The organism is Psychroflexus sp. S27, from assembly GCF_002810405.1.
Taxonomy (GTDB): Bacteria; Bacteroidota; Bacteroidia; order Flavobacteriales; family Flavobacteriaceae; genus Psychroflexus; species Psychroflexus halocasei_A.
In genome coordinates, this window is sequence record NZ_NEXQ01000026.1 from 1 (window position 1) to 26,577 (window position 26,577).

The 26,577-nt window shown below is 32.3% G+C and carries 20 protein-coding genes, 2 pseudogenes and 1 CRISPR repeat array; of the genes and pseudogenes, 3 read left to right on the forward strand and 19 right to left on the reverse strand.

The window, feature by feature from the left end; all coding sequences use genetic code 11:
• The 13 genes and pseudogenes from CAP47_RS11285 to CAP47_RS11345 all read right to left on the reverse strand — a co-directional run.
• A pseudogene (locus CAP47_RS11285) lies at nucleotides 1–1,334 on the reverse strand (hypothetical protein); the annotation flags it as partial.
• A gap of 434 nt (nucleotides 1,335–1,768) precedes the next feature.
• Complete coding sequence (locus CAP47_RS11290; protein WP_100776719.1) at nucleotides 1,769–2,914, reverse strand: helix-turn-helix domain-containing protein; 1,146 nt, start codon at nucleotides 2,912–2,914, stop codon at nucleotides 1,769–1,771.
• Nucleotides 2,915–2,921: 7 nt separating this feature from the next.
• Complete coding sequence (locus tag CAP47_RS11295; RefSeq protein ID WP_192869997.1) at nucleotides 2,922–3,836, reverse strand: helix-turn-helix domain-containing protein; 915 nt, start codon at nucleotides 3,834–3,836, stop codon at nucleotides 2,922–2,924.
• Nucleotides 3,837–4,237: 401 nt separating this feature from the next.
• Nucleotides 4,238–4,668: a CRISPR direct-repeat array (repeat unit 47 nt; unit sequence GTTGTGAATTGCTTTCAAAATTGTACTTTTAGTTCATGATTTACAGC).
• A 13-nt stretch (nucleotides 4,669–4,681) separates the two neighbouring features.
• Nucleotides 4,682–5,533: pseudogene (locus tag CAP47_RS12650) on the reverse strand (helix-turn-helix transcriptional regulator); the annotation flags it as partial.
• A 295-nt stretch (nucleotides 5,534–5,828) separates the two neighbouring features.
• Nucleotides 5,829–7,274, reverse strand: a complete 1,446-nt coding sequence (gene cls / locus CAP47_RS11305; RefSeq protein WP_238141048.1) for a cardiolipin synthase — start codon at nucleotides 7,272–7,274, stop codon at nucleotides 5,829–5,831.
• A gap of 38 nt (nucleotides 7,275–7,312) precedes the next feature.
• On the reverse strand, nucleotides 7,313–8,212 hold the full coding sequence (locus CAP47_RS11310) for a DMT family transporter (RefSeq protein ID WP_100776722.1): 900 nt from the start codon (nucleotides 8,210–8,212) through the stop codon (nucleotides 7,313–7,315).
• Nucleotides 8,213–8,280: 68 nt separating this feature from the next.
• Nucleotides 8,281–9,102 carry an META domain-containing protein gene (locus CAP47_RS11315; RefSeq protein ID WP_100776723.1) on the reverse strand — a complete coding sequence of 274 codons (822 nt, stop codon included), beginning with the start codon at nucleotides 9,100–9,102 and terminating at the stop codon, nucleotides 8,281–8,283.
• 90 nt (nucleotides 9,103–9,192) lie between these two features.
• Nucleotides 9,193–9,660: a nucleoside deaminase gene (locus tag CAP47_RS11320; RefSeq protein ID WP_100776724.1), complete on the reverse strand. Its 468-nt coding sequence runs from the start codon at nucleotides 9,658–9,660 to the stop codon at nucleotides 9,193–9,195.
• A gap of 64 nt (nucleotides 9,661–9,724) precedes the next feature.
• Nucleotides 9,725–10,132: a hydroxyisourate hydrolase gene (gene uraH / locus CAP47_RS11325; protein WP_100776725.1), complete on the reverse strand. Its 408-nt coding sequence runs from the start codon at nucleotides 10,130–10,132 to the stop codon at nucleotides 9,725–9,727.
• A 150-nt stretch (nucleotides 10,133–10,282) separates the two neighbouring features.
• Nucleotides 10,283–11,341: a TlpA family protein disulfide reductase gene (locus tag CAP47_RS11330; protein WP_238141049.1), complete on the reverse strand. Its 1,059-nt coding sequence runs from the start codon at nucleotides 11,339–11,341 to the stop codon at nucleotides 10,283–10,285.
• An 8-nt stretch (nucleotides 11,342–11,349) separates the two neighbouring features.
• Complete coding sequence (locus CAP47_RS11335) at nucleotides 11,350–12,750, reverse strand: RagB/SusD family nutrient uptake outer membrane protein (protein ID WP_093244520.1); 1,401 nt, start codon at nucleotides 12,748–12,750, stop codon at nucleotides 11,350–11,352.
• An 11-nt stretch (nucleotides 12,751–12,761) separates the two neighbouring features.
• Nucleotides 12,762–16,175, reverse strand: a complete 3,414-nt coding sequence (locus CAP47_RS11340) for a TonB-dependent receptor (protein WP_100776726.1) — start codon at nucleotides 16,173–16,175, stop codon at nucleotides 12,762–12,764.
• A 151-nt stretch (nucleotides 16,176–16,326) separates the two neighbouring features.
• Complete coding sequence (locus CAP47_RS11345; protein ID WP_100776727.1) at nucleotides 16,327–17,460, reverse strand: FecR family protein; 1,134 nt, start codon at nucleotides 17,458–17,460, stop codon at nucleotides 16,327–16,329.
• Between the two features lie 130 nt (nucleotides 17,461–17,590).
• Here CAP47_RS11345 and CAP47_RS11350 point away from each other — a divergent pair, with 130 nt between their 5' ends.
• A complete protein-coding gene (locus CAP47_RS11350) occupies nucleotides 17,591–18,118 on the forward strand; it encodes an RNA polymerase sigma factor (protein WP_100776830.1) in 528 nt (175 codons plus the stop codon).
• A 102-nt stretch (nucleotides 18,119–18,220) separates the two neighbouring features.
• On the opposite strand, the gene CAP47_RS11355 is transcribed toward CAP47_RS11350, so the two are convergent.
• The gene (locus tag CAP47_RS11355) at nucleotides 18,221–19,591 is read right to left on the reverse strand and encodes a flavin-containing monooxygenase (protein WP_100776728.1); all 1,371 of its coding nucleotides are present in this window, start codon (nucleotides 19,589–19,591) and stop codon (nucleotides 18,221–18,223) included.
• A 504-nt stretch (nucleotides 19,592–20,095) separates the two neighbouring features.
• On the opposite strand from CAP47_RS11355, the gene CAP47_RS11360 reads away from it, so the two are divergent.
• Nucleotides 20,096–20,329 (forward strand): hypothetical protein, encoded by a 234-nt coding sequence (locus tag CAP47_RS11360; RefSeq protein WP_100776729.1) that lies wholly within the window; start codon nucleotides 20,096–20,098, stop codon nucleotides 20,327–20,329.
• A gap of 67 nt (nucleotides 20,330–20,396) precedes the next feature.
• Nucleotides 20,397–21,068, forward strand: coding sequence for a porin family protein (locus tag CAP47_RS11365; protein ID WP_100776730.1), 672 nt, complete (start codon nucleotides 20,397–20,399; stop codon nucleotides 21,066–21,068).
• A 68-nt stretch (nucleotides 21,069–21,136) separates the two neighbouring features.
• Here CAP47_RS11365 and CAP47_RS11370 read toward each other — a convergent pair whose 3' ends face one another.
• From CAP47_RS11370 to CAP47_RS11390, 5 genes are all read right to left on the reverse strand, one after another.
• Entirely contained in the window at nucleotides 21,137–21,385 is a 249-nt protein-coding gene (locus CAP47_RS11370; protein WP_100776731.1) for a hypothetical protein, read from the reverse strand.
• A 237-nt stretch (nucleotides 21,386–21,622) separates the two neighbouring features.
• Nucleotides 21,623–22,297, reverse strand: a complete 675-nt coding sequence (locus tag CAP47_RS11375) for a hypothetical protein (RefSeq protein ID WP_100776732.1) — start codon at nucleotides 22,295–22,297, stop codon at nucleotides 21,623–21,625.
• Between the two features lie 2 nt (nucleotides 22,298–22,299).
• Nucleotides 22,300–24,687 (reverse strand): AAA family ATPase, encoded by a 2,388-nt coding sequence (locus CAP47_RS11380; RefSeq protein WP_100776733.1) that lies wholly within the window; start codon nucleotides 24,685–24,687, stop codon nucleotides 22,300–22,302.
• Complete coding sequence (locus CAP47_RS11385; RefSeq protein WP_100776734.1) at nucleotides 24,680–25,387, reverse strand: ABC-three component system middle component 1; 708 nt, start codon at nucleotides 25,385–25,387, stop codon at nucleotides 24,680–24,682. Before CAP47_RS11385 ends, CAP47_RS11380 begins: the two co-directional genes overlap by 8 nt.
• Nucleotides 25,380–26,576, reverse strand: coding sequence for an ABC-three component system protein (locus tag CAP47_RS11390; protein ID WP_100776735.1), 1,197 nt, complete (start codon nucleotides 26,574–26,576; stop codon nucleotides 25,380–25,382). Before CAP47_RS11390 ends, CAP47_RS11385 begins: the two co-directional genes overlap by 8 nt.
• Nucleotide 26,577: the final 1 nt, after the last annotated feature.

A 26,577-nucleotide genomic window follows, 5' to 3' on the forward strand; every position in this document is an offset into this window, starting at 1 on the left:
ACATTTATCGCAATAACTCCAGGCTCAGTAACCTCCATGTTTGCTTCTGCATCGGTATTCGCAGTTGGATCTAATGCCATCCAATCTTTAATAGCCTCTTCAGAGAAATAATAGTAAGTAGTAGGAATATCATCTCCATTAGTATCAATATAAGCATCTACTTTACGGATAAACGTATTGGTTTCAAGTTCACTTACTAACTCATCGAGGTTTATTGTTACATAATCTCCCGTTGATGCGTCATAGTATTGAAAAACCATTTCACCTCCAACTTCTGTATAAATCACATTCCCATCTACTTCAGATGAAATCATTTGGATAATTTCTTCGATTGTCACTTGCTCTCCTTCGTATGTAATTTCTTGCTCAAGGATATATTCGAAATTCTCAACTACATCGCCWACWACATTTATCGCAATAACTCCAGGCTCAGTAACCTCCATGTTTGCTTCTGCATCGGTATTCGCAGTTGGATCTAATGCCATCCAATCTTTAATAGCCTCTTCAGAGAAATAATAGTAAGTAGTAGGAATATCATCTCCATTAGTATCAATATAAGCATCTACTTTACGGATAAACGTATTGGTTTCAAGTTCACTTACTAACTCATCGAGGTTTATTGTTACATAATCTCCCGTTGATGCGTCATAGTATTGAAAAACCATTTCACCTCCAACTTCTGTATAAATTACATTCCCATCTACTTCAGATGAAATCATTTGGATAATTTCTTCGATTGTCACTTGCTCTCCTTCGTATGTAATTTCTTGCTCAAGGATATATTCGAAATTCTCAACTACGTCACCTACAACATCAATAGTTACAACACCAGTTGCAGTTATAGGCATATTGACAAAAGGATCAGTATTCGCAGCATCTGCATTCAACCAATCTTTAATAGCACTTTCTGAGAAGTAATGGTAAACGTTTGGTTCGCTGGCAGTTATTTCTACACGAATAAAAGTATTTGTTTCAGAACCAGAAATGAGTTGATTAATATCAATAAGTGTTTTTACATATTCTCCTGTTAGCGCATCATAGGTCACTACATAAAACTCGCCTGCAGTTTCATCCCATACAACGGTAGAATGATTTTCGGTAACAATTGGATTACCATTTTCATCCTCGTTACTTGGATTAGAAGGCGCTATATAATTAATAAGGTCGTGAATTTGCTCAATGGAAGTATTCAAATCACCTCCTAAATCTTCGATAGCTGTTTTTAAATCCTCTTGATTGATTATACGTTGCCACATGTTATTCTGCCAATAATAAAATCCAGGATACACAGCTTCTGGGTCATCTGAATTTGAAGAAGTAAATGTATTGTACACTATAAGGCTTTCCACCTCACTTCCTATTATAGGCGAAAAGTTAGTAGTCCCCTGTAAAGCAACTCTAGGAATTAAAACCCCTTTATCCCCTGAAAGAACTTCTAAAATAGTTGCATCACTTGGATCTGGTGTACCTATACCGACCTGAGCCTCTGCATCAAAGGCTCCTAAAACTGAAAATAATGCAATTAAAATTGTAATTTTTCTCATAATAAATTATTTGTTAGCACAGCATTATACAAATGAATAAAACTTAACATCTACATAATAATTGTTTATCTATTCAAAATTACAGTAAAAAGCATTCTATTTAGTGTCATATTCGTATTATGAATGTTGTTTTAAAAATAATCAAGGTATCAATAAACCTTAAATTTAAATGTTAAAACCCTATAAATCAGATTTTTAAAAAAAATAAAGTGTCATTTTAATTTTTAAGGAAGCATATTTTTAAAAGAATCGATAAATTCTGTAGGAGTTTGAGACATGACGCGCTTGAAATGTCTATTAAAGGTTGACTTAGATTTAAAACCAGCTTGCAAATAAGTATCTTCTAATGATTTTATGGGAACATTGTTCTCGAGCTTATGCGTCAATAAAGCTACAATGTATTTAATTCTTAAATTATTTAGATAATTATTGAAATTCGTATTTAGCTCATTTTTTAAGTATTTAGACAAAAGTTGATCAGACGTATGAAGCTTTTTTGAAATTTGGGACAGAGTTAGTTCACCATCTAAAAATTGATTAGAATCTTCAAAATACTTAAGTCGATTTACAAAATCAACTCTCTCCTTTTCTGAATTAAAAACTCCTTGTGCATTTGTTTTAATACTCGGCTTTAATTTATTTTTTGTTTGATATTTTTTAGTATTCTTTTGAAAAACAAGTTTAGTTCTTTCTATAATGCCATTAGCATTTTCCTTATTAATAAGAAATCTTTCTATAAGAATCATAATTATCAGTGAAACTACTATCAAACAAAACAAAAGATTAATTATATCTGTTCTTTGCATAATTATCTGATCTTTTGAAAAAGTACTTATAAAATGGATTAAAACGAAGTTACCTTCGACCACAACAAGCAAAAGACACAGTTCATAAGATCTATTTATGTAATCAGCTATTTCTTTTCTTATAGATGATTTCAAAAAGATGACAATACTTAAAATTGAGTAAGTCAAAGAAGAAACAGACTCTGCTAATAGCAATGTCTTAAAAAGAAATTCGCCATAAGTATCTAGTAAAGAATCACTAATAAGGAGTATGATATAAATTAAGAAAAACAAAAAAAAAGGAATCAAGTGATGATCGTAATTTATTTTATTTTTTTGTTTATAAATTAATAATGATGTAAAATAAAGCAGTGGTGGATAAATTAATCCATAAGGCATTAAGGCAATGTAATGCAAACAGCAATTAAAGAAACCATATACAATACTAACATGCAGAACATGAATTAAAATAACGAGTGTAATCGAGAGCAAATAACGATCAAAGGTCTGTATTTTTTCTAAACGAGGATAGATATATAATACAATACAACTGATCACTATCACTGCAGTTGATAATAAAAGCATAACAAATTTAGGTTATTGTTTTATCTAAGTATTCTGAAGGGAGAGTACCTAATATATTTTTAAAATGTTTATTAAAAGTACTTCTAGAACTGTACCCACATTCATGTGCAATTGAGTCCAATGACAAAGAGGGTGATTCTTCAATTAGTCTTACTGCTCTATTGATACGATAAGTTGCTAATAACTTATAAAATGTTAGACCTAAGCAATGAGAAAAACAAAATGATAAATGATGCTTAGGAATATCCAAGTCTTTAGATAAGGTTTCTAAATCAAAATTTAACTTATAAATCTTATCATTTTCAATACAATACTCAATAATTTTATCTGAGTAATCTTCTAATTCTGCTTTAGATAAACCATAAATATTTTTATTATTAGTTAGGCCTCTCTTTAGTGAGTCGTTGTTACTTCTATAATTCATACCCATATAAATTATAGAAATAATAAGCATTGTGTTTATTAAAGCTATGCTTAACCATATGATATCAATATTAATTTCATAATCTATATTGAATAGACGGCGAATTAAAAAGGAAAAATAAACGACGATATACAGCGCGTAGCTAAAAAACATTTGATTAATATAAAACCTTCTAGCATCTGTATACTTATGCTTTAACCTGTAGTTAGATACAGCATAAAGATAAGAGGTTAAAGAAATAACCGATAAAGCATCGTAAACTATATAATACAAGTTTATATTTTCTTCAAATAAATCATTAAAGTTTAAATAAAATTTACACAAAAAATACAGACTAAATGGTGTTATATGTAACAATGTCTTTTTAAAATCAAAAACAGTATCTACTACTATAAAAAAAAGCATTGGCCCCAAAAGTAAACCTATCGGGAGTCTCACACCCAATAAAAGTAATACTCCGAAAAGCAATAAGATCGAAAAGATTAAAACAACTCTCATGTATAATAAATGCATTGTTAGAAATCAAACATTGGATGGATGAATGACAGACTTCAAATTTATAAAATTTTGTTAAGTCAACAAAAGTTAAAACAACATCAATATTCGTTTGAGGGGTATTCCTGAAAACGCGAATGTACTTAGCTTTAATTATGACACAGGTGAGCGTTACTTATCTGTTGAAGGATTATTCTAATAAAGAAAACTTTAGAAAGTTCTGAAAATAAGGTATTATCTCAGTGTGTAAAATTAAAATACCGAGCTTTTCAAGCCTCGGTATTTTTTACAACTTATCCTTCAGCGTCAAGTTTCTTGTTGGATTGATTTAAATCCCGAAGCTTCGGGAGTACTTTTAGTTCATGATTTACAGCATATCGCCGGGCTGGGCTGCTCCTTCGCCAGTTGTGAATTGCTTTCAAAATTGTACTTTTAGTTCATGATTTACAGCATAAATTTAAGCAACATAACCAAGAGATTCGTTGTGAATTGCTTTCAAAATTGTACTTTTAGTTCATGATTTACAGCGCTTTCATTGATATTACCTAATGCGCCGTGGTTGTGAATTGCTTTCAAAATTGTACTTTTAGTTCATGATTTACAGCCCGTCCATTCGGCTAATTGCACCGACGTAAGTTGTGAATTGCTTTCAAAATTGTACTTTTAGTTCATGATTTACAGCGGCGTTAAAAACATTATCTTTAATCTTCCGTTGTGAATTGCTTTCAAAATTGTACTTTTAGTTCATGATTTACAGCTTTATTCAGTTCAAATATTTCCTGAGTTGAGTTGTGAATTGCTTTCAAAATTGTACTTTTAGTTCATGATTTACAGCTTAACCAATTTGGAGATAATACTTCCACTCGACTTCCCATTTTTAATATGTGCATTTTAAACTCAAAATTGGGTTTAAGATAAAATGAGACTTCAAGACGCTGATCGTCAAGTTGCTTTTCTAAAGTTTGACTCTGATGTAAAGGCAAACTTTTCAGATATTTATATTGTTTTTCTGTAACAGCAATTCTAATAAATTCTTTTTTTTCTGTTGCGTTATAATTTAACCCGACAACATTATTAAACTTATCAAGCTGTGTTTCAAATTCTGAGATTTTGATGGTCGAGTATTCGCTTAATTCTAAATCAGATATACGATCTAACCCAAAAGTGCGGATGTGTGTTTCACCTTCAGGAACACCAATTACATACCAACGGTTTTGGTATTCACGTATTTGCAAAGGCGTTATTTTGTAGTTGTGATGGGTTTCACGACTATAATTTTCATAGATAAAATTGACGCTTTGAGATTGTTTAACTGCTAAAAGCAATGGTTTTATCAAATGAATACCTTTAAATTTTGAACTATCTTCTAGAGCGATTGTTTGTCTTAAAACATCAAAATCATTTAAACCTTGCTTAAATAATTCTCCTACATGTACAAGCTCTACATATCTTAGAAAGGACTGTATTCTGTGCTCATCTTTTTGGGAAAGCTTGTATCCGTTTCGAGTTGTGCAATAGGTGAGTTCTATTCCAAAGTCAAGCGACAAGGCTCTAAAATCTCTCTCTATCGTTCGTTTAGTCGTGACAATATTATAATCATCAGCTAAACGCTGAATCAACTCAGATTTTGAGATGTATGGATATGTTTCAACTAAATGAAGAATTACATCTAAACGCTTTAAAAGTTTATATCCTGCCATAGTTTCAAATTTAGATAAGGGGTTCGCCAAATAATGTCGGTGTAAGATATTTAAAAAATATCTTTTTTATGATTAAGCAATTTCAGAAACTTTATTTTTCTATACTAACCCCATATCCCCCTCGTTATTCCTTCGATGTTTAGACGTTGTTCCCTCGGTATGACTGGCTTTATCGAAGAAAGATCGAACAAGTTACGAGTGAGCATCGAACTTTCTATACATAAACATAGCCTTTCAATAGGCTTTATTTAGCTTTAGACTAGCGACTTAAAAACAAAAAATGGAAAATTTTGTTTTATAAAAATGGAGAAAGCAAACGGAAGATTTTTTCGAGGAGTTGCTGAGCTTTTGAGCGTTTGAGGTAAAGCTCAGGGTCTATCATTTCGGAAGATTTGATATCTTTAAAAAATAATGCTGACAAATCGGAATTCATTTTTTGACTATACACAATGGCATTGGCTTCAAAGTTTAAATCAAAACTACGATAATCCATATTGGCAGAACCCACCATCACCAAATCATCATCAATACAAAGCGTTTTGGCGTGCACAAAGCCACGCTCATATCTATATATTTCTACACCATAATGTGATAATTCTGTGTAGTAAGATTGCGCGGCTAAATTGACCATCACGGAATCAGATTTTCCTGGAACTAAAATTTTGATATCGATGTTTTTATTGGCTGCAATAATCAAAGCATCCATGAGGCTATTGCCAGGAATGAAATAAGGCGAGGTAATGTAGATGCTTTTTTTGGCCGAATTGATCGCTTCGATAAGTGTATAGTAAATCACTGGCAAGTCCGAATCTGGCCCAGAGGCGACCACCTGCACAACATCACCTTTAAGCTGCGGAACAGCTTCTGGCCTTAATAAGTAATTTTGATGTTCAGTTATCGGCGCTTTGCTGCAAAAATTCCAGTCACTGATAAAAATATATTGTAAAAAAAAGCTCGCCGAGCCATGAATTTTTAAATGCGTATCTCGCCAAAAAATTTGATTTAAAGATAGATCATTTCTATATCTGTCGCTCACGTTAATGCCTCCTACAAACGAAGTGACGCCGTCAATAATGACAATTTTACGGTGATTTCTATAATTTAATCTGTTGGCAAATGCGTACCAGATAATTTTGTAAAAAGGTGCAGTTTCAACGCCACCTGCTTCAAGTTTTCGAATAAACTTTCTACCTAAGGCATGACTCCCAAAATCATCATACATAAATCTGACCTCAACACCTTCCTGTGCTTTTCGCACTAAAACATCAGCGATTTGATTTCCGGTAATGTCATCTGCAAAAATGTAATATTGTAAATGAATGTGCTTTTGGGCTTTTTCGAGTGCCTCTAACAAGACTGGAAATTTCTCTTCTCCGTTTTCGAGCAAGTCGATTTGATTATTGGCAGCAAGCGGATTTCGACCAGCTTGAGCCACAAAATTCACCAAGTTTGTATGTTGATTTGCAACCAATTTTTCATCAATAACATCTTGGTGATATTTTTTTAAATTGGTTTCTATTTTCTCACGCAGCTTCACATCTTTGATGATCTTCTTGCTGTAAATTTTTCGTTTACGATAATTAACCCCAAAGGAAAAATAAAAAAAGATACCGAGCAATGGCAGAAAAATAACCAGTAAAATATAAGCTAAAGCCTTTGTTGCGTCTCGTGTATCATAAAGAATACGCAAGATGACAAGGAAAATAAGTAAGCCGTATGCGATTTGTAAAAAAAGATGCAAACCCAATAGTATTAGAGCTCTAATTTAAGCTTAATATTTTAACGTGGCGTCACTTGTGGTTTCTTTTTCTTTTCGCGTATTAAATAAATTCCGATTAAAATTAAAACAGCTCCTAACAGATACCAAATATTAAATTCTTCACCATCTAAAACACCCCAAATAACGGCGACGATTGGCAAAAGATATGAAACTGTGCTCGCAAAAACCGCTGATGTATCTTGAATCAATTTATAGAATAAAACAATACCAATAGCTGTTCCGAAAATACTGAGCAAACTCATAAAACCAAGCGCCTCAATGGCAGCTGCATCAAAATCTTTTGTGAAAAATCCTGAAAAAATCAATATAAACATCGAAGGAACCATCCAGATCGTAAAAACGCCACTAGAAACATGGATAGACTTGACTTCCTGTAATTTTAACTTAATAATTAAAGCAGAAATTGCATAACATGCAGAAGCCAAAACCATGAGAAGTGTGTAGGCGATTTGGCTATCTTCTGTTTTACTTTCTGAAAAATAAAGCAGAACGGCCGCACCTAAAAAACCGATAATTGCGCCAAACACTTGTGTTAAGCGGCTCTTGATCCCAAAGAGCATAAAAGCTAATACCAAAACAAAAATCGGCTCCAGACTATTGATGATTCCCGCCAATGAACTTCCGACTTGCGTTTGTGCAATCGGGAATAAAAACATCGGTAAAAAGTTACCAAAAAAACCTGCTGCGCCAACCCACAAAGCATCTCGTCTCGTCATTTTTCTTAATGCTGGAATACCTAAGTAAGATAAAATCAAACCCGCTAAACCTACCCTAAATGCACCGATTTGAAAAGGTGTAAAGGCTAAAAGTGATTTCTTAATCAAAATAAAGGAGCTTCCCCAAGTGATTGCCATGATGGTGAGTAAAAACCATTTATTTTTGAAGATTTTGATGTCCATGGGTGTATTTTTAAAAGTTTAAAAATGTCATATGATCTTGCAAGACATGCAGTCTTGCGTTACGTATTTTATAGTGCTGTGAAACTGGCTAATTCTTTGCCATTATCATTATAAAGTTTTAATTGATCGTTTTCGATTGTATAAGACGTGCTGTGCTCAAATACTTTTAAGAAAATCGCTTCTTTAAATTCAACATCAGGACAAGCCTTTAGGGTTGAAATCATTTGAGAAAACTCAATGCCTTTATCTTTATTTAAGCTGTAAGTTCCCGAAAATGTATTACAGCCAGAAAAGCCAGCGATTTTGTTGTCTTTCATAAATTCGAAATGAAGTTTATTACCTTCTTTAGATTCAAATTCAACTGACTCACCTTTTAAGCTTTTCAATTCCCATTTCCCTAATTCCATCTCACGTGTTTCTGGCTTTTTATGATCAAAAACAGCAATTGTTTTATCGTCTGCATTAAGCAAACTTAACTTTTTACCGTCTAATTTATAAGATGTTGTATTTCTTAGCGCTTCAAGGAAATCTTTTTCATTATTGTTTTGATCAGGACAACTTCTGCGCGTTGAAGCAATATCTCTGAATTTCAATTCGGTGTCACCTGATGTTTCATAAGATCCCATTATCTGGTTACAACCTGCGTAACCGCTTACTTTAGATCCATCTTTGTTTAACATAAAATGAACTGGCTCACCTTCGTTTGAAGCTTCTATTTTTTCACCGTTGAGTTTAGATAAAGCCCAAATTGAGCCCATCAGCATATCAGACTTTTGTTTTTCAGCTTCAACATTCTTTTTGTCTTCAGATTTTTTGTCCGATTTATCAGTATTCTCTTGGCATGCCGTCATTAAAATGAGTGAGCATAAAATAAAACTTAGTTTTTTCATGATAATATTTTTCACAAAAATGATTAATAAAAACTAATGCACTCATTTAATTAGTAAGCTCTTAACAAAATATGAAATTTGAAATTTACTTTAAGCCTTAAGTTGTAAAGCTTTTATTCTCTCGAAAAGCTCACCTTCAAAAGGACCTTTCACTTTTCCATAATTGATGATATCACGTGATGGCACAAAATTAATCGGTGATTTAGTTACACCTTTTTGCTTTAGCCAGCCTGTCAGTTGTTTCGCAGAACTCAAGAAAACAAGCTCACCTATTTCAGCCCAAGCATGCGCACCAGCACACATCGGGCAATGTTCGCCACTGGTGTAAAGTGTTGCTTTTTGGCGTTCTTCTAAATCTAGATTATCACAAGCCCATTGTGCTAAAACTGTTTTCTCGTTGATGCGATTTCTTGAAGTTGCTAAAATATTTTCGTTCTCTCCAACAAGTACAGATCCAAATGGTTTATCACCTGCTTTCAGTGCTTCTTCGGCAAGGTTTACGCACATTTCTAAAAAATACTTATCCTGTTTGCTCAATTGATCTTTTTGCTGTGACATGTTTTATATTATAAATTAATGTTGAGAATCTTAAAGATACTTAAACCAAATGAATCCGACAAAATCAGCTTCCTCTATAAGTTGAGTAACCATAAGCTGACAAGGTAATTGGGACATGATAGTGCTTTTGGTTTTCGATTTCAAAAACAACTTCAATGTATGGATAAAAGCTATTGATATCATTGGATTTAAAATAAGCTTTTGTTTTAAATCTCAATTTATAAATACCTAAGTTATCTTGTTGTTGAGATAAGAAATCATTAATTCGTCCTGAAGTCAAAGTTTTCTTTGTGGCAACCAAATGCCAAGTGTCATTTTGAGCATTATATTTTTCAAGCTGAACCTCAACATTTGGTACAGGTTGACCTGATGAAATGTCAAGAATATGAGTTGAAAGTTGGCCTTCTTTTTGCTGAGCTAAACTCGTTAAACTGATAAAGCTAAAAACGAGACTAAATAAGATTGTTTTCATTTTATTTTTTATTTGCAAAACTAAGGGAATTGAATTCCCATCATTTATCACAAGTCATAAAAGTTTATGAAAAACAAAACTGGCTCAAAATCTTCAAAAATAAATGAAAACCTGAGCCAGTCTCTGATCATGAATCTTTTAACCGCTTGATTACATATCTAAGCTATCAAATAATTCTTTAAGCTTATCTTCTGATGGACGTGGTGCATCTGCACTCACAATTCTCCCTTCAGGATCAAGCAAAATAAAACGTGGAATTCCGTAAATAAAGTAATCTTTTACAAACTGAGATTCCATTGCATTATCAGCTAAAAGCTGGGTGCCATGCAAGTTTCTCTTCTCGATTAAGTCACGCCATTTTTGCTCGTCTTCTTTTTTATCAAGAGAAACAGCAAGGAATTTAATATTATCATCCTTGTATTGTTCCTCAATTTTTTTCATAAAAGGAATTTCATACAAGCAAGGCACACACCAAGTCGCCCACATATCGATATAAACATAGCTTCCTCTAAAATCTTTTAAAGAAGAAGTACCGCCGTCATAGTTCATGTAATCCTCAAAAAGTGGTGATTCTTTACCCACACCAACTTTTTCATTCATCTTAAGTTGGTCTTCACGTTGTGCTGCCAATGATGTTACAAGTTCATCAATCTTCTTCTTTTCTGATGTGATAAACTTTTCATCTAACTGATCTTTATTTTCTTCTAAACGCTTGTTGAGTTTATCAGAAAAATCGGTCATTGCTTTGTTGTACTTTTCTTCTTCTAAAGAGAGGAAGTCGCGATAATCTTCACCAAAAAGCGCATTTGTTTCTTTAGACCTCTTTCTTAGACTAGCATTTTCTTCAGCACCTTCACCTTTTATTTTTAAAGATTTAGAAGCGCTTTCTGAATCGAAATTCAGTGTCATATCAAAGCCATTTTGAACATAAAGCCCGAAAACATCTTTATAAGACGCATTAAAATAAACAGGGTTTTCAAGCTTTAAAGTATCATGAAATTTCCCGTTTTCATCAACTTCAATCATTTGTGTTTTTGAAGTTTTAGGATTGTAAAGCCTAAAATTAACGCCTTCTTTAGGGTTGGCAACTTCTCCTTTAATAATGGCATAATCAGGAGTTGGCTCTGGTGCTTTATCGCACGCAAAGAATAAACTCATAGCGCCTGCAAGGAATAATGTTGATTTAGTTCGCATATTTATCATTTTCATATTTAAAATTAATAACCTGGATTTTGTTCAAGGTTTGTGTTTCCAATCACTGCTTGATCTGGCATTGGAAAAATGTATTTATACTCTTGATCTAGCGACTGCTTAACATCAGCAGCATTGATATCGCCTAAGATACTAAATCTCACTAAATCGAAAAGTGGTTCGCCATTTTCAAAGAACAATTCTAATAATTTTTCTTGTCTTACTTCTTCTAATAATTCCGCATTATCGGTTGTTGTTGAAGGTGCAACACCTGCACGTGTACGGATTTCATTTAAAAGACTTAATGCTTCAGTATCATCTCCACTTGGGTCTCTTAATAAAGCTTCTGCTCTGATTAAATAAATCTCAGCTAATCTTAAATGATACATCGTGTTATTTTCATTTTCAGCATTAGAAATAAATGGATATTTACCATTAGCATTATTTCCTTTTGTCATATCAGAATATGCATAGGCAAATCTCGGATCGTAATCAGCACCTGAAGAGACAACTCCAGCGCCTGGTACTTGCGCATCAGAAAGTGCACGTAAAGTTTCGCTGTATGTTGTTTGTTTCACTTGAGACATTTGCGTTCCTCCTTCAGATCCGGAGCCATGTACTGGCGCAAACAAAACTTCTGGGGAGTTGTAGGTGTTTGTGAAAATTGAAGCATAATCAGTTTCCAAAGCGTAACCTTCAGCGTTATTGATCACTTCATCAGCTAAGCTAGCTGCACCTTGGTAATCATTCATATATAAAAGAACTTTTGCTTTTAAGGCTTGCGCAGTCACTTTTCCGACTAAAAAATGAGGAATATTACTCGGACCATTTGCAATTGCATCATCTAAATCTTCAAGAATAAAATCATAAGATTCTTGGACTGTACTTCTTGGAATAGAAACTATTTCAGTAGAAAAATTAGTTTTTAAAACAATACCGTAAGGTGAAGATAAATCATAATGCTCACCAAAGTAACGCAACAACTTAAATGAAACCAAAGCGCGCATTGTCTTTGCTTCTGCAATCATAGACGCTTTTCTTTCGTCACTGATGCCAACAGCTGCTCCTTCTTCTAATTTTCCAATTAAAAAGTTTGCAGAGTTGATAATTTTATAATGTCCGTTATAGAGATTAGACAAAAATGGATTCTGAACCTTAACAGTGTTGTTATTCATACCGTTCATCCCGCTTAAAAAACCAGAGATTCTTCCTTCATTTCCATAAGCCGCCAAATGCAACGGGAAGAAGCTGACATCAAACTCTCGGCTTAAATCGTAAACACCATTTAATATACGTTGTGCACTCGCTTCGTCTCTAATTGCATCTTCAGGGGTCAATTGATAATATGGTTCAACATCATCAACCGAGCAAGATGCAGATAATGCGATGAGTGATAGAATTATTAATTTATTGATAAATTTTTTCATTTTTATATTTTTTAGAAATTAAGCTGAACACCAACCGAGAATGATTTCGATAATGGGTAAGCATCTTCATTATTGGTTTGACTTGTAATGCTACTTCTTTCAGAAAAAGTTTCAGGGTCAACGCCTGGCCATTTTGTCCATGTCGCTAAGTTATTACCTGATAATGTTAAAGTTGCCTGAGTAACGCCTAGATCTTTAAGAACATTCGGTGCAAAAGTATAACCTAATTGTAAACTTCTGAAACGCAAGAAAGATGTTTCGTACATATAACGATCAGAAACTCTACTGTTTGATGAAGGATCAAAATAAACCGCTTGTGCAAAGCGTGCATCAGGGTTATCTGGTGTCCATGTATTATTTGCATACTCAGCATATTTGTTTTCTCCTAAAGTATTAAATACACCTTTTGGAATACCATCCCACAAAGCTTCTGCTCCAACTGAATATTGAAAAATTGCTGATAAATTCCAGTTTTTGTAATTAAGGTTTGTACTAAAACCACCGAAGAAGTCAGGCTCTACATCTCCAATAACAGTTCTATCGTCTGATGTAATTCGACCATCACCATTTGTATCTTCAAAAAGGTAGTCACCAACACCTGTTGTTGGTTGATCATAAGTTCCTGTTGGTGAAGCTGCATTAAGATCATTTATTTCGTCTTGCGACTGAATGATGCGCTTAACTTTGTAACCTTTAATTGTTCCGACAGGTTCGCCTTCTACAAAATAATCTAATTGAAATTGGTTGACTGCAGCACCATTAAATTTATCTAATTTGTTGCGGTTAACAGCCCAGTTTGCATTGACACTCCAATTAAAATCATCTGTTTGGATGATATCTCCACCTAAGCTCAGTTCAACACCTTTGTTAGAAACATCGATAAAGTTAGAGTAATATATACTTGGACCTAATTCCTGAGGAATTGGTGTTGTCACTAAAGCGCCTTCTGTTTTTCTGTTGTAAACATCAATTGTACCTCTTAAACGTGAGTTTAAGAAACCAAAGTCTAAACCAAGGTTAATCTCATCTGTTGTTTCCCAACCAATATCTTCATTCGGAAAAATGTCGCTTGGTACAACCGCAGTTTCTCCATTATAAATATCACTTGCGCTTGTATTTAAAAACTGAATGTAGGCAAAATTAGCCACGTTAGTTGAGCCAACACGACCTAAACTTGCTCTTAATTTCAAATCGTTAATATTATCATTACTTTCTAAAAAGTCTTCTCTCGCAATATTCCAACTTGTAGATACTGATGGAAAGTATGCACGGCTATTTAGGCTTCCGAATTTAGATGACTTATCTGTTCTGAAGTTAAATGTTGCGTTATACTTGCTATCATAACTATATGTTACCCTTGAAAACAATGAGTTTAAACCTGTTTCAGCCTTGTTACCAATATATGATAATAGATTTTCTGCTGATGTTGGGTTTGTTAAATAATCATCATCTGGGAAACCTGAATAAAATTGACTTTTTGTATCTGTTTTAGTATAATCCCAAGCAGCACCAATCAATGTTGTAAAACGGTGCTTGTCAAATCTGAAACTATAATTAGCCGTCAAGTTTGTTGTTACGTTTGATACCAATGAATTTGCTTCTGATAAAAATGAAGTTGTCGGAACAAAAACCATATCTGCTTGAGCAGATTTCGGTACAAATGTCGACTGGTCATTATAGAAAACAGCTGAATTAACTTCCGCTTTTAGCTTTAATCTATCGATAGGTTCATACTCAAGAAAGCCATTCCCTATAAAATTGTATGATTTATCTACATCATCATTACCTAAACGCATCAATGGGTTAGGTTCAAATGTTGGAAATCCGTTAGAAAAGTCTTCTTGAGGTAATAAGTTGCCATTATCGTCTCTGATTGGTAAATCAGGTCGTGCACGTACAACCATTGTATTAATGTTGTATTGACCTAAGATTGTTTCTTCGCCAGATTTAGCTTTTGTGTGACCTAGATTGACTGTTGCACCAAAGTTGAATTTATCAGACAAATCAGTGTTTAAAGACATTCCGATATTATATTGCTCAAAGCGATCGTTTACCGCAACACCTTCTTGATTAACGTGAGATAAATTTAAAGAGTAGTTCGTGTTTTCAGTCCCGCCATTGATCCCGAAGTTAACTTGATTTGAAATAGCTACACTTCTAAAAACCTCATCATTCCAATCTGTATTTGCATCACCAAAATAGTTTTCGTTTAAACCGTTATAAGTTGCTGTTAATGTTGAAAAATCAAGATCTACATTACCTAAGTTTTGTAAATCAAAAGCAAAAAATGGATCTAATTTTCCTGAGTTAATTGCGCCAACACTATTGCTGAGCAATAAATCATAATAATCTTTATAACCTTGTGCATCTAAAACATCAACCGTATTGATCGGTCTTGCAAATGTTGTGGTATAAGAAAGATTTGTTTGTGTTTTCTGGTTTCTTTTTCCTTTTTTAGTCTCAATGATAATCACACCATTCGCACCTCTTGATCCATAAATAGAAGTTGCTGCTGCATCCTTTAAAACATCAAAACTTTTGATGTCATTTGGATTAATCGTTAAGAGAGGATTAGATCCTGAAATACCTTCAGTATTAAAAGGCACACCATCAATGACATAAAGTGGCTGATTTAATCCGCCTCCACCAAGTCCTGAAGATAAAGGAGAAGTGACCCCACGAATATTTAAACGAATTGGAGCTCCTGGACGTCCTGAGTTTTGTGAGACTTGAACACCTTTAACCAAGCCACCAAGTGCACGATCAAAACCGACCTGACCTGCTGCTGCCTGTACAATATCATCAGTTTCAACACTAGAAACTGACCCTGTAACGTCCTCTCTTTTTTGTTGCCCATAACCGATCAAAACAACTTGATCAAGTAACTGAACGTCTTCTTTTAAGGAGACGTCAATACGCGTTTGATCTCCGATTTTAACTGGTTTAGTTTTGAAACCAACGTATGAAAAAACCAAGACTTTACTATCTGCATCAACTTCAATTGAGTAATTACCATCAAAATCAGTCATCGCTCCTGAATCAGTGTTTTCAACAAGTACGTTCACACCTGGTAAAGGCGAGCCAGATTCTGTTGTGACAGTTCCTTCAATCACTCTTTTTTGAAAACTTGTTTTTGAAGAAGTTTGCATCACTTGCTTCGGAGACTTCTTTTTTAAAATAATTTGATTTTTAAGAATGCTATAGGTTAAGTTTTGAGGGCTTAAAACAGCATCTAAAACTTCAGATAATTTGACATTTTTATAAGTTGCATTGATTGGCTGATTTACATCAACCTCTTCAGCACTATAAAAAAATCGGAGAGTCGTTTGACTTTCAATTTGCTCAAAAACTTGACTCAATGTAGAATTCTCGGCATAAACACTCACTTCTTGTGATTGTAAAAGCTTTGAATTTTCTGCGTTCATCTGAAAAGAACACAGTATTAAAAAACGAAAGCAAACCTCATCGATATCTCTTTAGAGAAACCTTTAAAGGTTTAATTTTTAAAAAATTGATTGTTCATAAATTTAGTTGATTTTACTTGTTAGAGGTTCATTAATTTTAGATTTATAAAAATTATTCTGATTGTTTTTTGTTTTTTGGTTCTGTAATTTCAATTGTTTTTCCATCAATTATGTAATTAAAGTCTTTGTAAGTCTGAAAAGTCTTTAAAACTTCTTCAATCGTTTCTTCGCTGAATCTTGCAGTGATTTTGATATCGTTTAAAGCATTATAGCTGTTGTTAATTTCAACATCATATTGTCTCTCAATTTTATTTTTAATCACATGAAAAGAATCTTTGATAAAAACAAGTTCGCCATCAACCCATGCGATGTATTTACGTATGTCTGTTTTTTGCGTTAACAGATCAGAATTTTCGTAAAAAACCTTTTGACCTGGCTTGACAGTAATGCGTTGTTCTGATTTTGGGTTTTGAGCATTAATGCTGCCCTCGACCAAAACTGCATAAGCTTTTTCATCTTCTTGATAAGAAGTCAGGTTGAATTTTGTTCCTAAAACCTCAATATTCATCCCTTCGGAATTCACAATAAACGGACGCTCTTTTTCAGAAGTGACATTAAAATAAGCTTCCCCATCTAAAAAGACTTGGCGATGCAATGAATCTTTGCTAAATATTGTTGGGTAACGTAAAGAAGAACCAGAGTTAAGATTAACACGGGTTCCGTCTGACAAAACAATGCTGAATGTTTTACCGTAAGGTACACTTAAAGTGTTATAGAAAATCTGTTTTTGATCTTCAGCAATTTCTTCGTCATAAACAAGTTGGGTATCTGAGCCTGATAAACTGTTTAACTCATCAACGAAATTGGTTTCGTCAGGTTTAATATATTTTATGCTACCGTCATTAAGCTCGAGTTCTACCCAATTTTCCTCAGCAGCAATTTGATCTTTCGTATTGATTAAGAAAAAAGTAACTCCTGCAAGGCTTAACATTATAATTAATACCGCAGCATAACGATAAAAAGTTCGGTAATTGTTTTTTTTCTCTTTTCTTTGTATTGTGGATTTCACTTTATCAAAAGCCGTTTGATTTGCGTTTGGTTCAAATGTGCATTCCAACTTGTGATGTAATTGGATATATTTCTTAAATTCAATCTGATTTTCAGGCGTTTTTAACCAGTCGGTTAATTGTGCTAATTCTGACTCAGAGATTGAGTTGTTAAGATATTTTATGATAATATTTTCCAAAATAATAGATGGTATTTACTAATGTGATGCCAAAATTTAGATTTACCCTTAAAGAAATTTTGATTTTTTTCACAATTAGGTAAAAACTAAGATTAATTTGACTAATAAAGTGGACGATAAAGATTTACTAATGAGCATTAAAAAGGACGACAAGTCGGCCTTTAAGCGCTTTTTTGACAAGTATTATCAAAGCATTTATATCTATTTAAAATCTTTTAAAATCGATCACGATACTGCACAAGAAATTGCACAATCTGTGTTTGTGAAATTTTGGAATAAAAGAAAAGAAATTTTCATCACTGCTTCTTCTAAAGCCTACTTATACAGGATGGCTTACAATGAATATTTAATGCGTCTTCGTAAAAAAGATAAAGAAGCTTCACTTATTGACCACTTAACTTATGAAGCACTGCAAGATGTTACAGATTTAACACATGAAGAATTTGAGCAAAAGTGTAAAGAACTCAATAAAAGTATAGCAAAGCTGCCTCAGGCTTGTCAGCAAGTCTTAAAATTAAAAATGAGCGGCGCCACTTATAAAGAAATTGCCAGTGAATTGGATATTTCAATTAAAACAGTAGAGTCACAAATGCGTATTGCTTATATCAGACTTCGTCAAGATTTAAAAGATATTTTTCTATTTCTTATGGCTTTATGACTCCGAGTTATAATTACGCCTGAAAAATCTTAGTTGTTTTATATAAAAAAACCATTTCATTAAATAAACGAAATGGTTTTATAAATTTTGAATTTTACTATTTTAAGAAGTTAGCTCTTCTACTTTTTTATTAAATTTCAGGTAGCGTTCTTTACTATCATCAAGTTCATCCATCCATTCTGTGTGATGTTCTACAGCTTGTGTGCCAGTAACAACGCTTTTGTATGTTTTATCTCTATAGGTTAAGATATTTTCTTCTTTATCTTGTAGCCATTCTTTAAACATGACTGCAACTTTATCGACATTGAAATCTGGATAATCTGATAATTCAAGTAAATCCTTTATGTAAGCAGATTGGAAATCAACAGAATCTAGAGCATCTTCCATCGCGTCATGCTTTGCCAACCAATGATCAATATCTTTACGACGCTCTACTTTTGAAGGTAACTCTAAAGTTCCCATCATGTAATCACGAGCAACCCAAGCTTGTGCATCAAACATATTAAATGTATAATACTGATCTTGCATTCCTAAATAAATTAACTGTGGATTATCATTAAAGAAAATTCCTTTATAAATATTATCAGGATATAAGTTATTCTTAGTTTTTAACCTCAACTCACTTGGCAGGAATGGAAATTTGTGCTGATAACCAGTACACATCACAACGGCATCAAAATCTTCAGATTCTCCATTGCTGAAATGTACAGTCGGCCCATCAAAATGAGTTACTAATGGTAATTCCTTAATTCCATCAGGCCATTCAACACCGATAGGGTTACTTCTATAACTCAATGTTACAGATTCGGCTCCATGTTTGTAGCACTGCACTCCAATATCTTCAGCAGAATAACTACTTCCTATCAGTAGTAATTTTTGATTTTTAAATTGATCTGCACCTCTAAAGTCATGAGCATGCATCACGTGACCTGGAAAATCTTCAATACCATCAAAATGCGGCATATTAGGTGTTGAGAAGTGTCCAGAAGCAGTTACCAAATAATCAAACTCTTCTTCATAAGTTTCATTACTTTTAAGATCATCTAAAACAACTTTAAACTTTTTTGTCCTCTCATCAAACGACACCCATCTTACAGTTGTGTTAAAACGAATGTAATCACGTGCATTACTTTTATCGATACGTCCTTGAATATAATCGAATAAAACAGGACGCGGTGGATATGATGAAATTGGTTTCTTAAAATGTTCATCAAAAGAATAATCTGAAAATTCTAGACATTCTTTAGGTCCGTTAGACCATAAATATTTATACATACTTCCATGTACAGGTTCACCATATTTTCCAACACCAGTTCGCCAAGAGTAATTCCACATACCTCCCCAATTGTCTTGCTTTTCAAAACATACAATTTCTGGGATTTCAACTCCTTTATCTTTTAAAGCTTCAAAAGCTCTTAATTGAGCTAAACCACTTGGTCCTGCTCCTATAATTCCTACTCTTTTGTTGTTCATATTATGCTATAAATTTATGTATCCTACAAAAGGATGTTAGATATTAATTCTTATAATATATTTTTTAAAATATTGAAACGACTAAAAATCATGCGGTTAAGACAGACTTTCTCAGCTTCAAAGTTAATTTAGAAGCCCTCGATAATATAAGCTAAGAAAACTAAAAAAACAAGTTTTTAACCACTTTACTTAACCTTCACTTTTAAGGTCTTAAAATAACCGATTTAAACAATACCGACATTTCATAAGCCTTTCTAAGGGCTACAATATAACCTTAATAAAAACCAAAGGATTGATTAAATTGACGCAAACTTTTCAAAACATTAAATCATGATTAAAACATTACAATTTTTATTATTTATTTGTGTGACAGCAACATCTACAATTTACGCTTAAACTTACCTAACAACAGAATAAATAGATTCCTCTGACGTGACATGGCACGATGCAAGCTCTGACAACTTCTAGATTACAACAGCTGAAGAATTAGCAGGATTAGTATAATTGGCACAAATAGTTAGAGCTCGTGGCTTATTTGGCGGATCTGACAGCGCGCTACTTATGAAAAACTCATATTCAACAAGAACAATGACTGCTCCAGAATTTGAAGGCGCTGTGATTGGTGCTTTTGGAGAAGTTAAAAACTGTCTCATTAATTTGAGATGGTTTTTTCATGCTTATCCAATCGCATATTCATATTTAAATAAAATTTATACTTCTGAGGACATATTATTTTAAAACCTCAGAACCAAATAGAAAAAATAATCTATTTTTGACTTTATTTTAACAACTTAAAAAACAACAAATGAAAAAACTATTACTTTTTACTGTATTTACTGTTTTGAGCTTTACAACTGCTGTTGCTCAACAGATCAATTTTGGAGCAAAAGCTGGGGTAAATTTTGCAACTCTTACTGGTGATGTTGATGATGCCTCTACGAAAGTAGGCTTACATGTCGGTGGTGTTGCTGAGTACATGATCAACGAAAAGCTTAGTCTTCAAGCTGAATTGCTTTATTCAATGCAAGGTGCAAAAAATGAATACACTGAAACTAATTCTTTTAACGATTATTCTGAAATTTATTCAGAAGAAGCAACTTATAAATTAAACTATATCAACTTACCTGTTATGGCTAAATATTTTTTTACAGATAATTTTAGCGTCATTGCTGGACCTCAAATAAGTTTTTTAACATCGGCCAAAGCTGATTTTGATGAAGTTTATACAATTACTACTGGAGGATCAACAACTGTAGAAACAGAATCAATTTCTGACTTAGATATCAAAGACGCTTTAAAATCAATTGATTTTGGACTAAATCTAGGTCTTGGCTACAAATTAGATAACGGCTTAAACTTTGAAGCTCGTTACAATTTAGGTTTGATGAATATTGACGACTCACCAACCGAAGCTGGTGATCCAGAAACATCAATTAAAAATGGTGTTATCCAAGTTTCATTAGGATTTATGTTCTAAAAAACACCATAAAATATTTCAAAAAAACCATCTTCAAAACAAATTGAGGATGGTTTTTATATTTATACCTATATACGAAAAAGCTTTACGTGATCGCTCAGAAGAGATACTCTAATTGAGTTTACTAATTTTCCAGTCACTTCAAAATCTTTATCAATAAGTTTTTCTAGCAAACAACGACTCTTTTGTTTCTTGACATATCTTTCTATCACTTCTGCTTCTGATCGTGTATCACCTGCTTCAAAAACTGCTTTTAAAATCCAAGGTCGGTATTTTAATGTAAATGTGTTAAATGATGACGTGTTATGCTTCTTCAATCTTAGTCATGAATCTTGAGATGAGCCACTGTAAAATTTATCATGCGAAACTGAATATATAATATAGAAATAATACATACCTTTTTCTTTAAAACAAAAAAGCCCGATACTTTTGTATCAGGCTTTATTTGCTCCTCCTCAAAGACTCGAACCAAGGGCTGTAATCACCTATATTCAAGCATTTTAAGGAAGTTAACTTTTTCATGTTACCGAATTGTATACCTTTTTGGATTAATTTTATTTTTTTAGTACTTCATCATCTTCAAAAACAACCGCTTTTATATCAGCTTTTATTTTAAATCTACTTCTATCTTCATTATACATTCTAATAATTTTTTTTTGTTTTCTCCCTTCGGCAGTGTTAGTTATATTGAATTTTGCAGTAACTTCATATCCGCGATCTTTTGTCCACCCGCTTATTTCTATAGGAGAGTCACTTAAGTCAAAACTATAATCGCTAAGCCTAAGCGATTCATTTTCAAACTCATCAATCACTACAAAATCTGTTAATATTTTTTTAACTCCTCTTAGTTCCTCTCTACCTGTTCTATAAATACTCCTTGTTTTAAAAGAAATTTTATAGTCATGTCTATCATATCTTAGTTTTTCTAAAACTGGTTTGTAGGGCGTTTTAAAGTTCACTAAGTCATTTGGCTCAAGTGTTAATCTAACTGAGTCTGCTATTTTCTTCATAACCTTATCATACTCTTTAACTGTGTAAGTTATGTGTGTATTTTTGTATTGTCCTTCTAATTTTTTATTATAACCTATACTTGGACGACTTCCTTTATTAAAAGTTAATTCAAAATTTTCTTTATTCCACCTATATCCCACATCAAAACCTATATCATAAAAATCGTAACCATATTTATTAGGATCTTTATCGTTTAGTGTTGAAAAATCGTAGGCCATAATTAATTATAAGTTTGTTCCAAAACTAGATTCTGTACATTCTGTATTGAAGTTTTTATGTCATATTTCTCAAACTTATATTTCATATAACGAGAAGTGAAATCATCATGTGTTGAAGTTATGATTTGATAGTCAGTAAATTCATTACGAAGTAAATCAACAAAAGAGTGTATATTGAGACTATCCATAGTTTGAACTGGATCATCAATAGCCAATAACTTAAAGTTTTCATTTGTGTTGTATACTTTATTTAATGATAAAGTGAAAGCTAAAGATACCACTGCCATTTGACCTGCACTCAAATGGAAAACGATATCATGGTCAGAGTCACATCCAGTTCTAAAGACAACATTGTTTTTTTTACCTGTTGGTTTTATGTCAATAAAAATACCAAAGCCTTGCTGATAGTTTTGCAAAATCTTCCCTGAGTATATGAAGAAGGGTATTTTAATTTTTTCAATCATATCGACCTGGTGATCTTTAATGGTTTTAAATACTTTATTATTAATGAGGATTAGATTTTCGAGTATAGAATTTAACTTTTTAAGTCTTTTAGTTAGAAAGTTGTGTCGTTTATTTGACGTTTTTTGAGCTTCTTTTAAAAGAAACTTCTTCTTTTCTTCTAACATTAAAATAGAAACGTTATTTAGTATTTCTTTATTTGAATCAAAATACGTAGAGTAAAGACTTGAATCTTGAGTTTTCTCTGAATTATACTTGTACTTCTTTAAAACCTGTGCCTCAATGATTGTTTTTAGTTGATGTCTATTTTCATTAAAATCAACTGAAGAAAATGGAGGACTTGTAAAGTATAGGTGACCAATATGCTCATTCTCTGGATTAAGAAGAACTTCTTTAATTTTTAAAATATCTTTTTCATAGTTTGAGTATTCCCTTATTAATGATAAAACATAGCTTTCAGTTAATTTATTTTTATTAAGATACTTTTGAATATCTTCTTTAATTAGGTGGTGTAACTTTTTGATTTCCGCTAATAGTTTTTCTTTAACAGAAATTTTCTCATTATTGAATTTTCTTAAACTTTCAATTTGTTGCTTATATGATTCATTTAAGACTTCGTAACTGTCAAAGGTAGAAGAGCAAACTGGACAGCTTTTTTCGTCTATATTGTCAAAAGAATTAGCTTTATTAAAATTTTCCCAGACTTTTTTATTAGAATCGATTAACTCAGTGATTACTTTTCCAATTCTTCCTAAATCCTTATCAATATCCTTTATACTATCCTTTAAATCTTTATACTTTTCTAAAGAATCGACTTCAAGAAAATGTTCAACTATCTCATCCCGTTCTGCATTCTCATCGTTTAATGAAATTTCTTCAATGTTGCTTATAAATCTTTTGTATTTGGAAATTGTTTTATTTTTTAATTCTATTTTATCTAAAAGTTCAGTACTTATTAAGTTTGATAGCAATATCAGATTCAATAGTTTATCATCTGGTAACAAATTGTCGTTTATGTACGAAAATGTTCTTGATTTCTCATATTCTTTAACATCAAAGTTGTTTTTAAATTTAATTAACTGATCTACTTCCTCTAAATAGCTATTAAGGTGATTGTTTACTTCCTTTAAGTTTTTAAAAGGAGTTTCTTTATCAATTTCAAATTCCTTCCTTTTAAATAATCGTATATAAGCTACGTCTTCGGAATCATTATCAGATTTCTTGATCTCATCAATCTCATCACCAATTCTCCCCTTTTGGGTATCAAAGTTTTGAATTAATTCATTAAGCTGTTTTTGACCCCATTCTTCTTTATCAATATCGAATAAAAATGATAAAGACTCTCCTTTAGCATCTTCTTTAGTCTTAAGAAAACGTATATTTTGTTCTTGCTGAATGTAATTGAATAAGTAATAGACAGAATTTAATGTGATATTCGATTTTTCTCCTAGGAATAAAGAATCTATTTCAGGTTGTTCAACTTCATCATCTTGGTTAAACTTTGTTGTACCGAAAGCTTCGGTTCTCTTTGATAAGTAGGTAAAAAAACTCGCTTGAGAGATCTCAGGCAAATGCTTTTTAGCTGATTTATTCTTTTCAGGAGAGTTTTCAATATCATACAACTTGCTTATTAAGTACTCTTCACCGTCTTTATCGATTACCAGCTGAACTACAACATTTTCATCCTCATTGTTTTGAAAAAAGGGCTTGCTACGGTCTTTGTTTCTGAATTGGATGTTTTTATAAACTCGAACTCTATCAAAATTACCAGTAATACACAACTCTAGTGCTTCAAAAATAGTTGTTTTACCATAGCCGTTAGGCCCCGACAGGATAAGGTTTTTAGATTCACTTTTTGAGAAATCAATAATTATTTGGTTCTCTATACCTTTAAAATTATTGATTAATAACTTCTTAATTTTAATCATTTGATAGTAGATTTATTAAGTTATCAATTTTGTTTTCTGATTCTTCATCTAAAAAATCAATAGATTTAAAGCCAGCTACTTCATCTAGTAATTTATAGTATTTTTCTTTCTCATTATTTTCAGATAAGGCATCGTTTAACTTTTCGTTCAATTCTTTAAACTCAGCTTCATCGAAATTTAACTTAAGGAAGGGTAGTTTTATAAATAGTTGCAATACGAGAATATAGACTTCCATATCATCAGTTAATCCTTTATCCATAAAATCTTTGAACAGATTTTTATCATTTACTTTAGACTGTAAGCCTTCATTAGATGTATCTCTTGAAATAGCAGAGAAAGAACTAGGTGTGTAAATTAAAACATGCTTTTTTAAGAAGAATTGATCTTCTTCAATTAAAAGAATCTGTGATTTAAGCTTATCTAAATCATCAATGCTAGAGGATTCAACTAATATCAACAATGAACTATTCTTTTCTAATGCTGGATATCCATTTATTTTAATTCTCTCATTGAATTTGGATAAAAACTCATTGTACCAATCACAATTATTTAAAGAGTTTTTTGTTTTCACTTCTTCTAGCTGATGAGCATTGATTGATTCGAGAAACATATATGACTTATTATCATACTGATATGCATTAATTCTTTCATCAAAGGTATAGTCGTTGTTAGTGAGTATAGTTTTTATTAATTCATTCATTTTCTAAATTTGTTTTTGCTGTTTCTCTGCATATAAAAGAAGTCGAACCATTATAATTCATGAACTTATTAAAATCTTCAGCTTTTTCCTCTTTATTTCTAGTATCAAAAAAATCAGGATTAAATTTGTGAAAAGCACCATTAATATTTCTATTAATTAGGTTGGTATTCTCCCATAGCACCATTTGAGACTCCAAATTATTCAAGATATTTCTAACAACTTCTTTGGCATCATCTTCATCATCAATAATTGTTGTCAAGCGATAATTGAGCTCAAAATAAACAAGTGTCAGATCATTAGAGTCTAAATCTGGACAAACATTTAAATTCATTAATAATTTGAAAAATACTTGCTTCAAACCATCCTCATTAAAAACCGATTGTGTTGAACTAAGGTTCTCAGGACTTCTACTTAAATTTAGGCGTTTAATAAAGATTAAAAACTTTTCATCAGAAAGGTGGTGATAAACCTTATCTATTAACTTATCAACATTAACTATTTCGGGTTTAGAGAGAGAACTCATCTTTTTAGATTCGATATAAAGGTTGTAAAATAATTTTCGACATTCAAAAATCTCATTAAGAAGGAACTCACTTTCCTCAAAAATAAAAGTTCTTAACTCTGAAAGTGAAAATTTAATATCAAAAAGGTTTTTGGTTTCCTTTTGATGCTCATTTCTTATCTTCAGATCTAATTTATACGTTAATCTTTTAATAGCACTTTCTACCTTTCCTTTGTTATCACCAATTAGTTTTACTAGTTCCTTCTTTATATAATTCTCAATTTCAGTTGTACCACAATGATAAATGTCATTCTCGTATTCAAAACGCTTTATATTATTAAGGTTTTCTGTTGCAGACGTGTCCCAGTCATTAATCTCAACTACTGTGTGTAGGTATCTTTCTTCACCATCTTCAAAATCACCATTTAGAACCGATTTATATTTACTTTTATTATTAGCGCCATTTGAATAGTAAGCTTTCACTTGATGAACTCCTAAATATCTGATTTCTCTATCAGTTTTACTAAATATAGCTACATCTTCATGTTTTTCAAATTGAACAAATGTGTTGTCTTCATCTACATTGTCTTTCTGTAATTCCCGCAAAGCAATTAGAATCCCTACTTGTCCTTGATGAGAGAAACCACTCCAACTTGCTGTAGCATTTCTTTTATAATCTTCACTCATC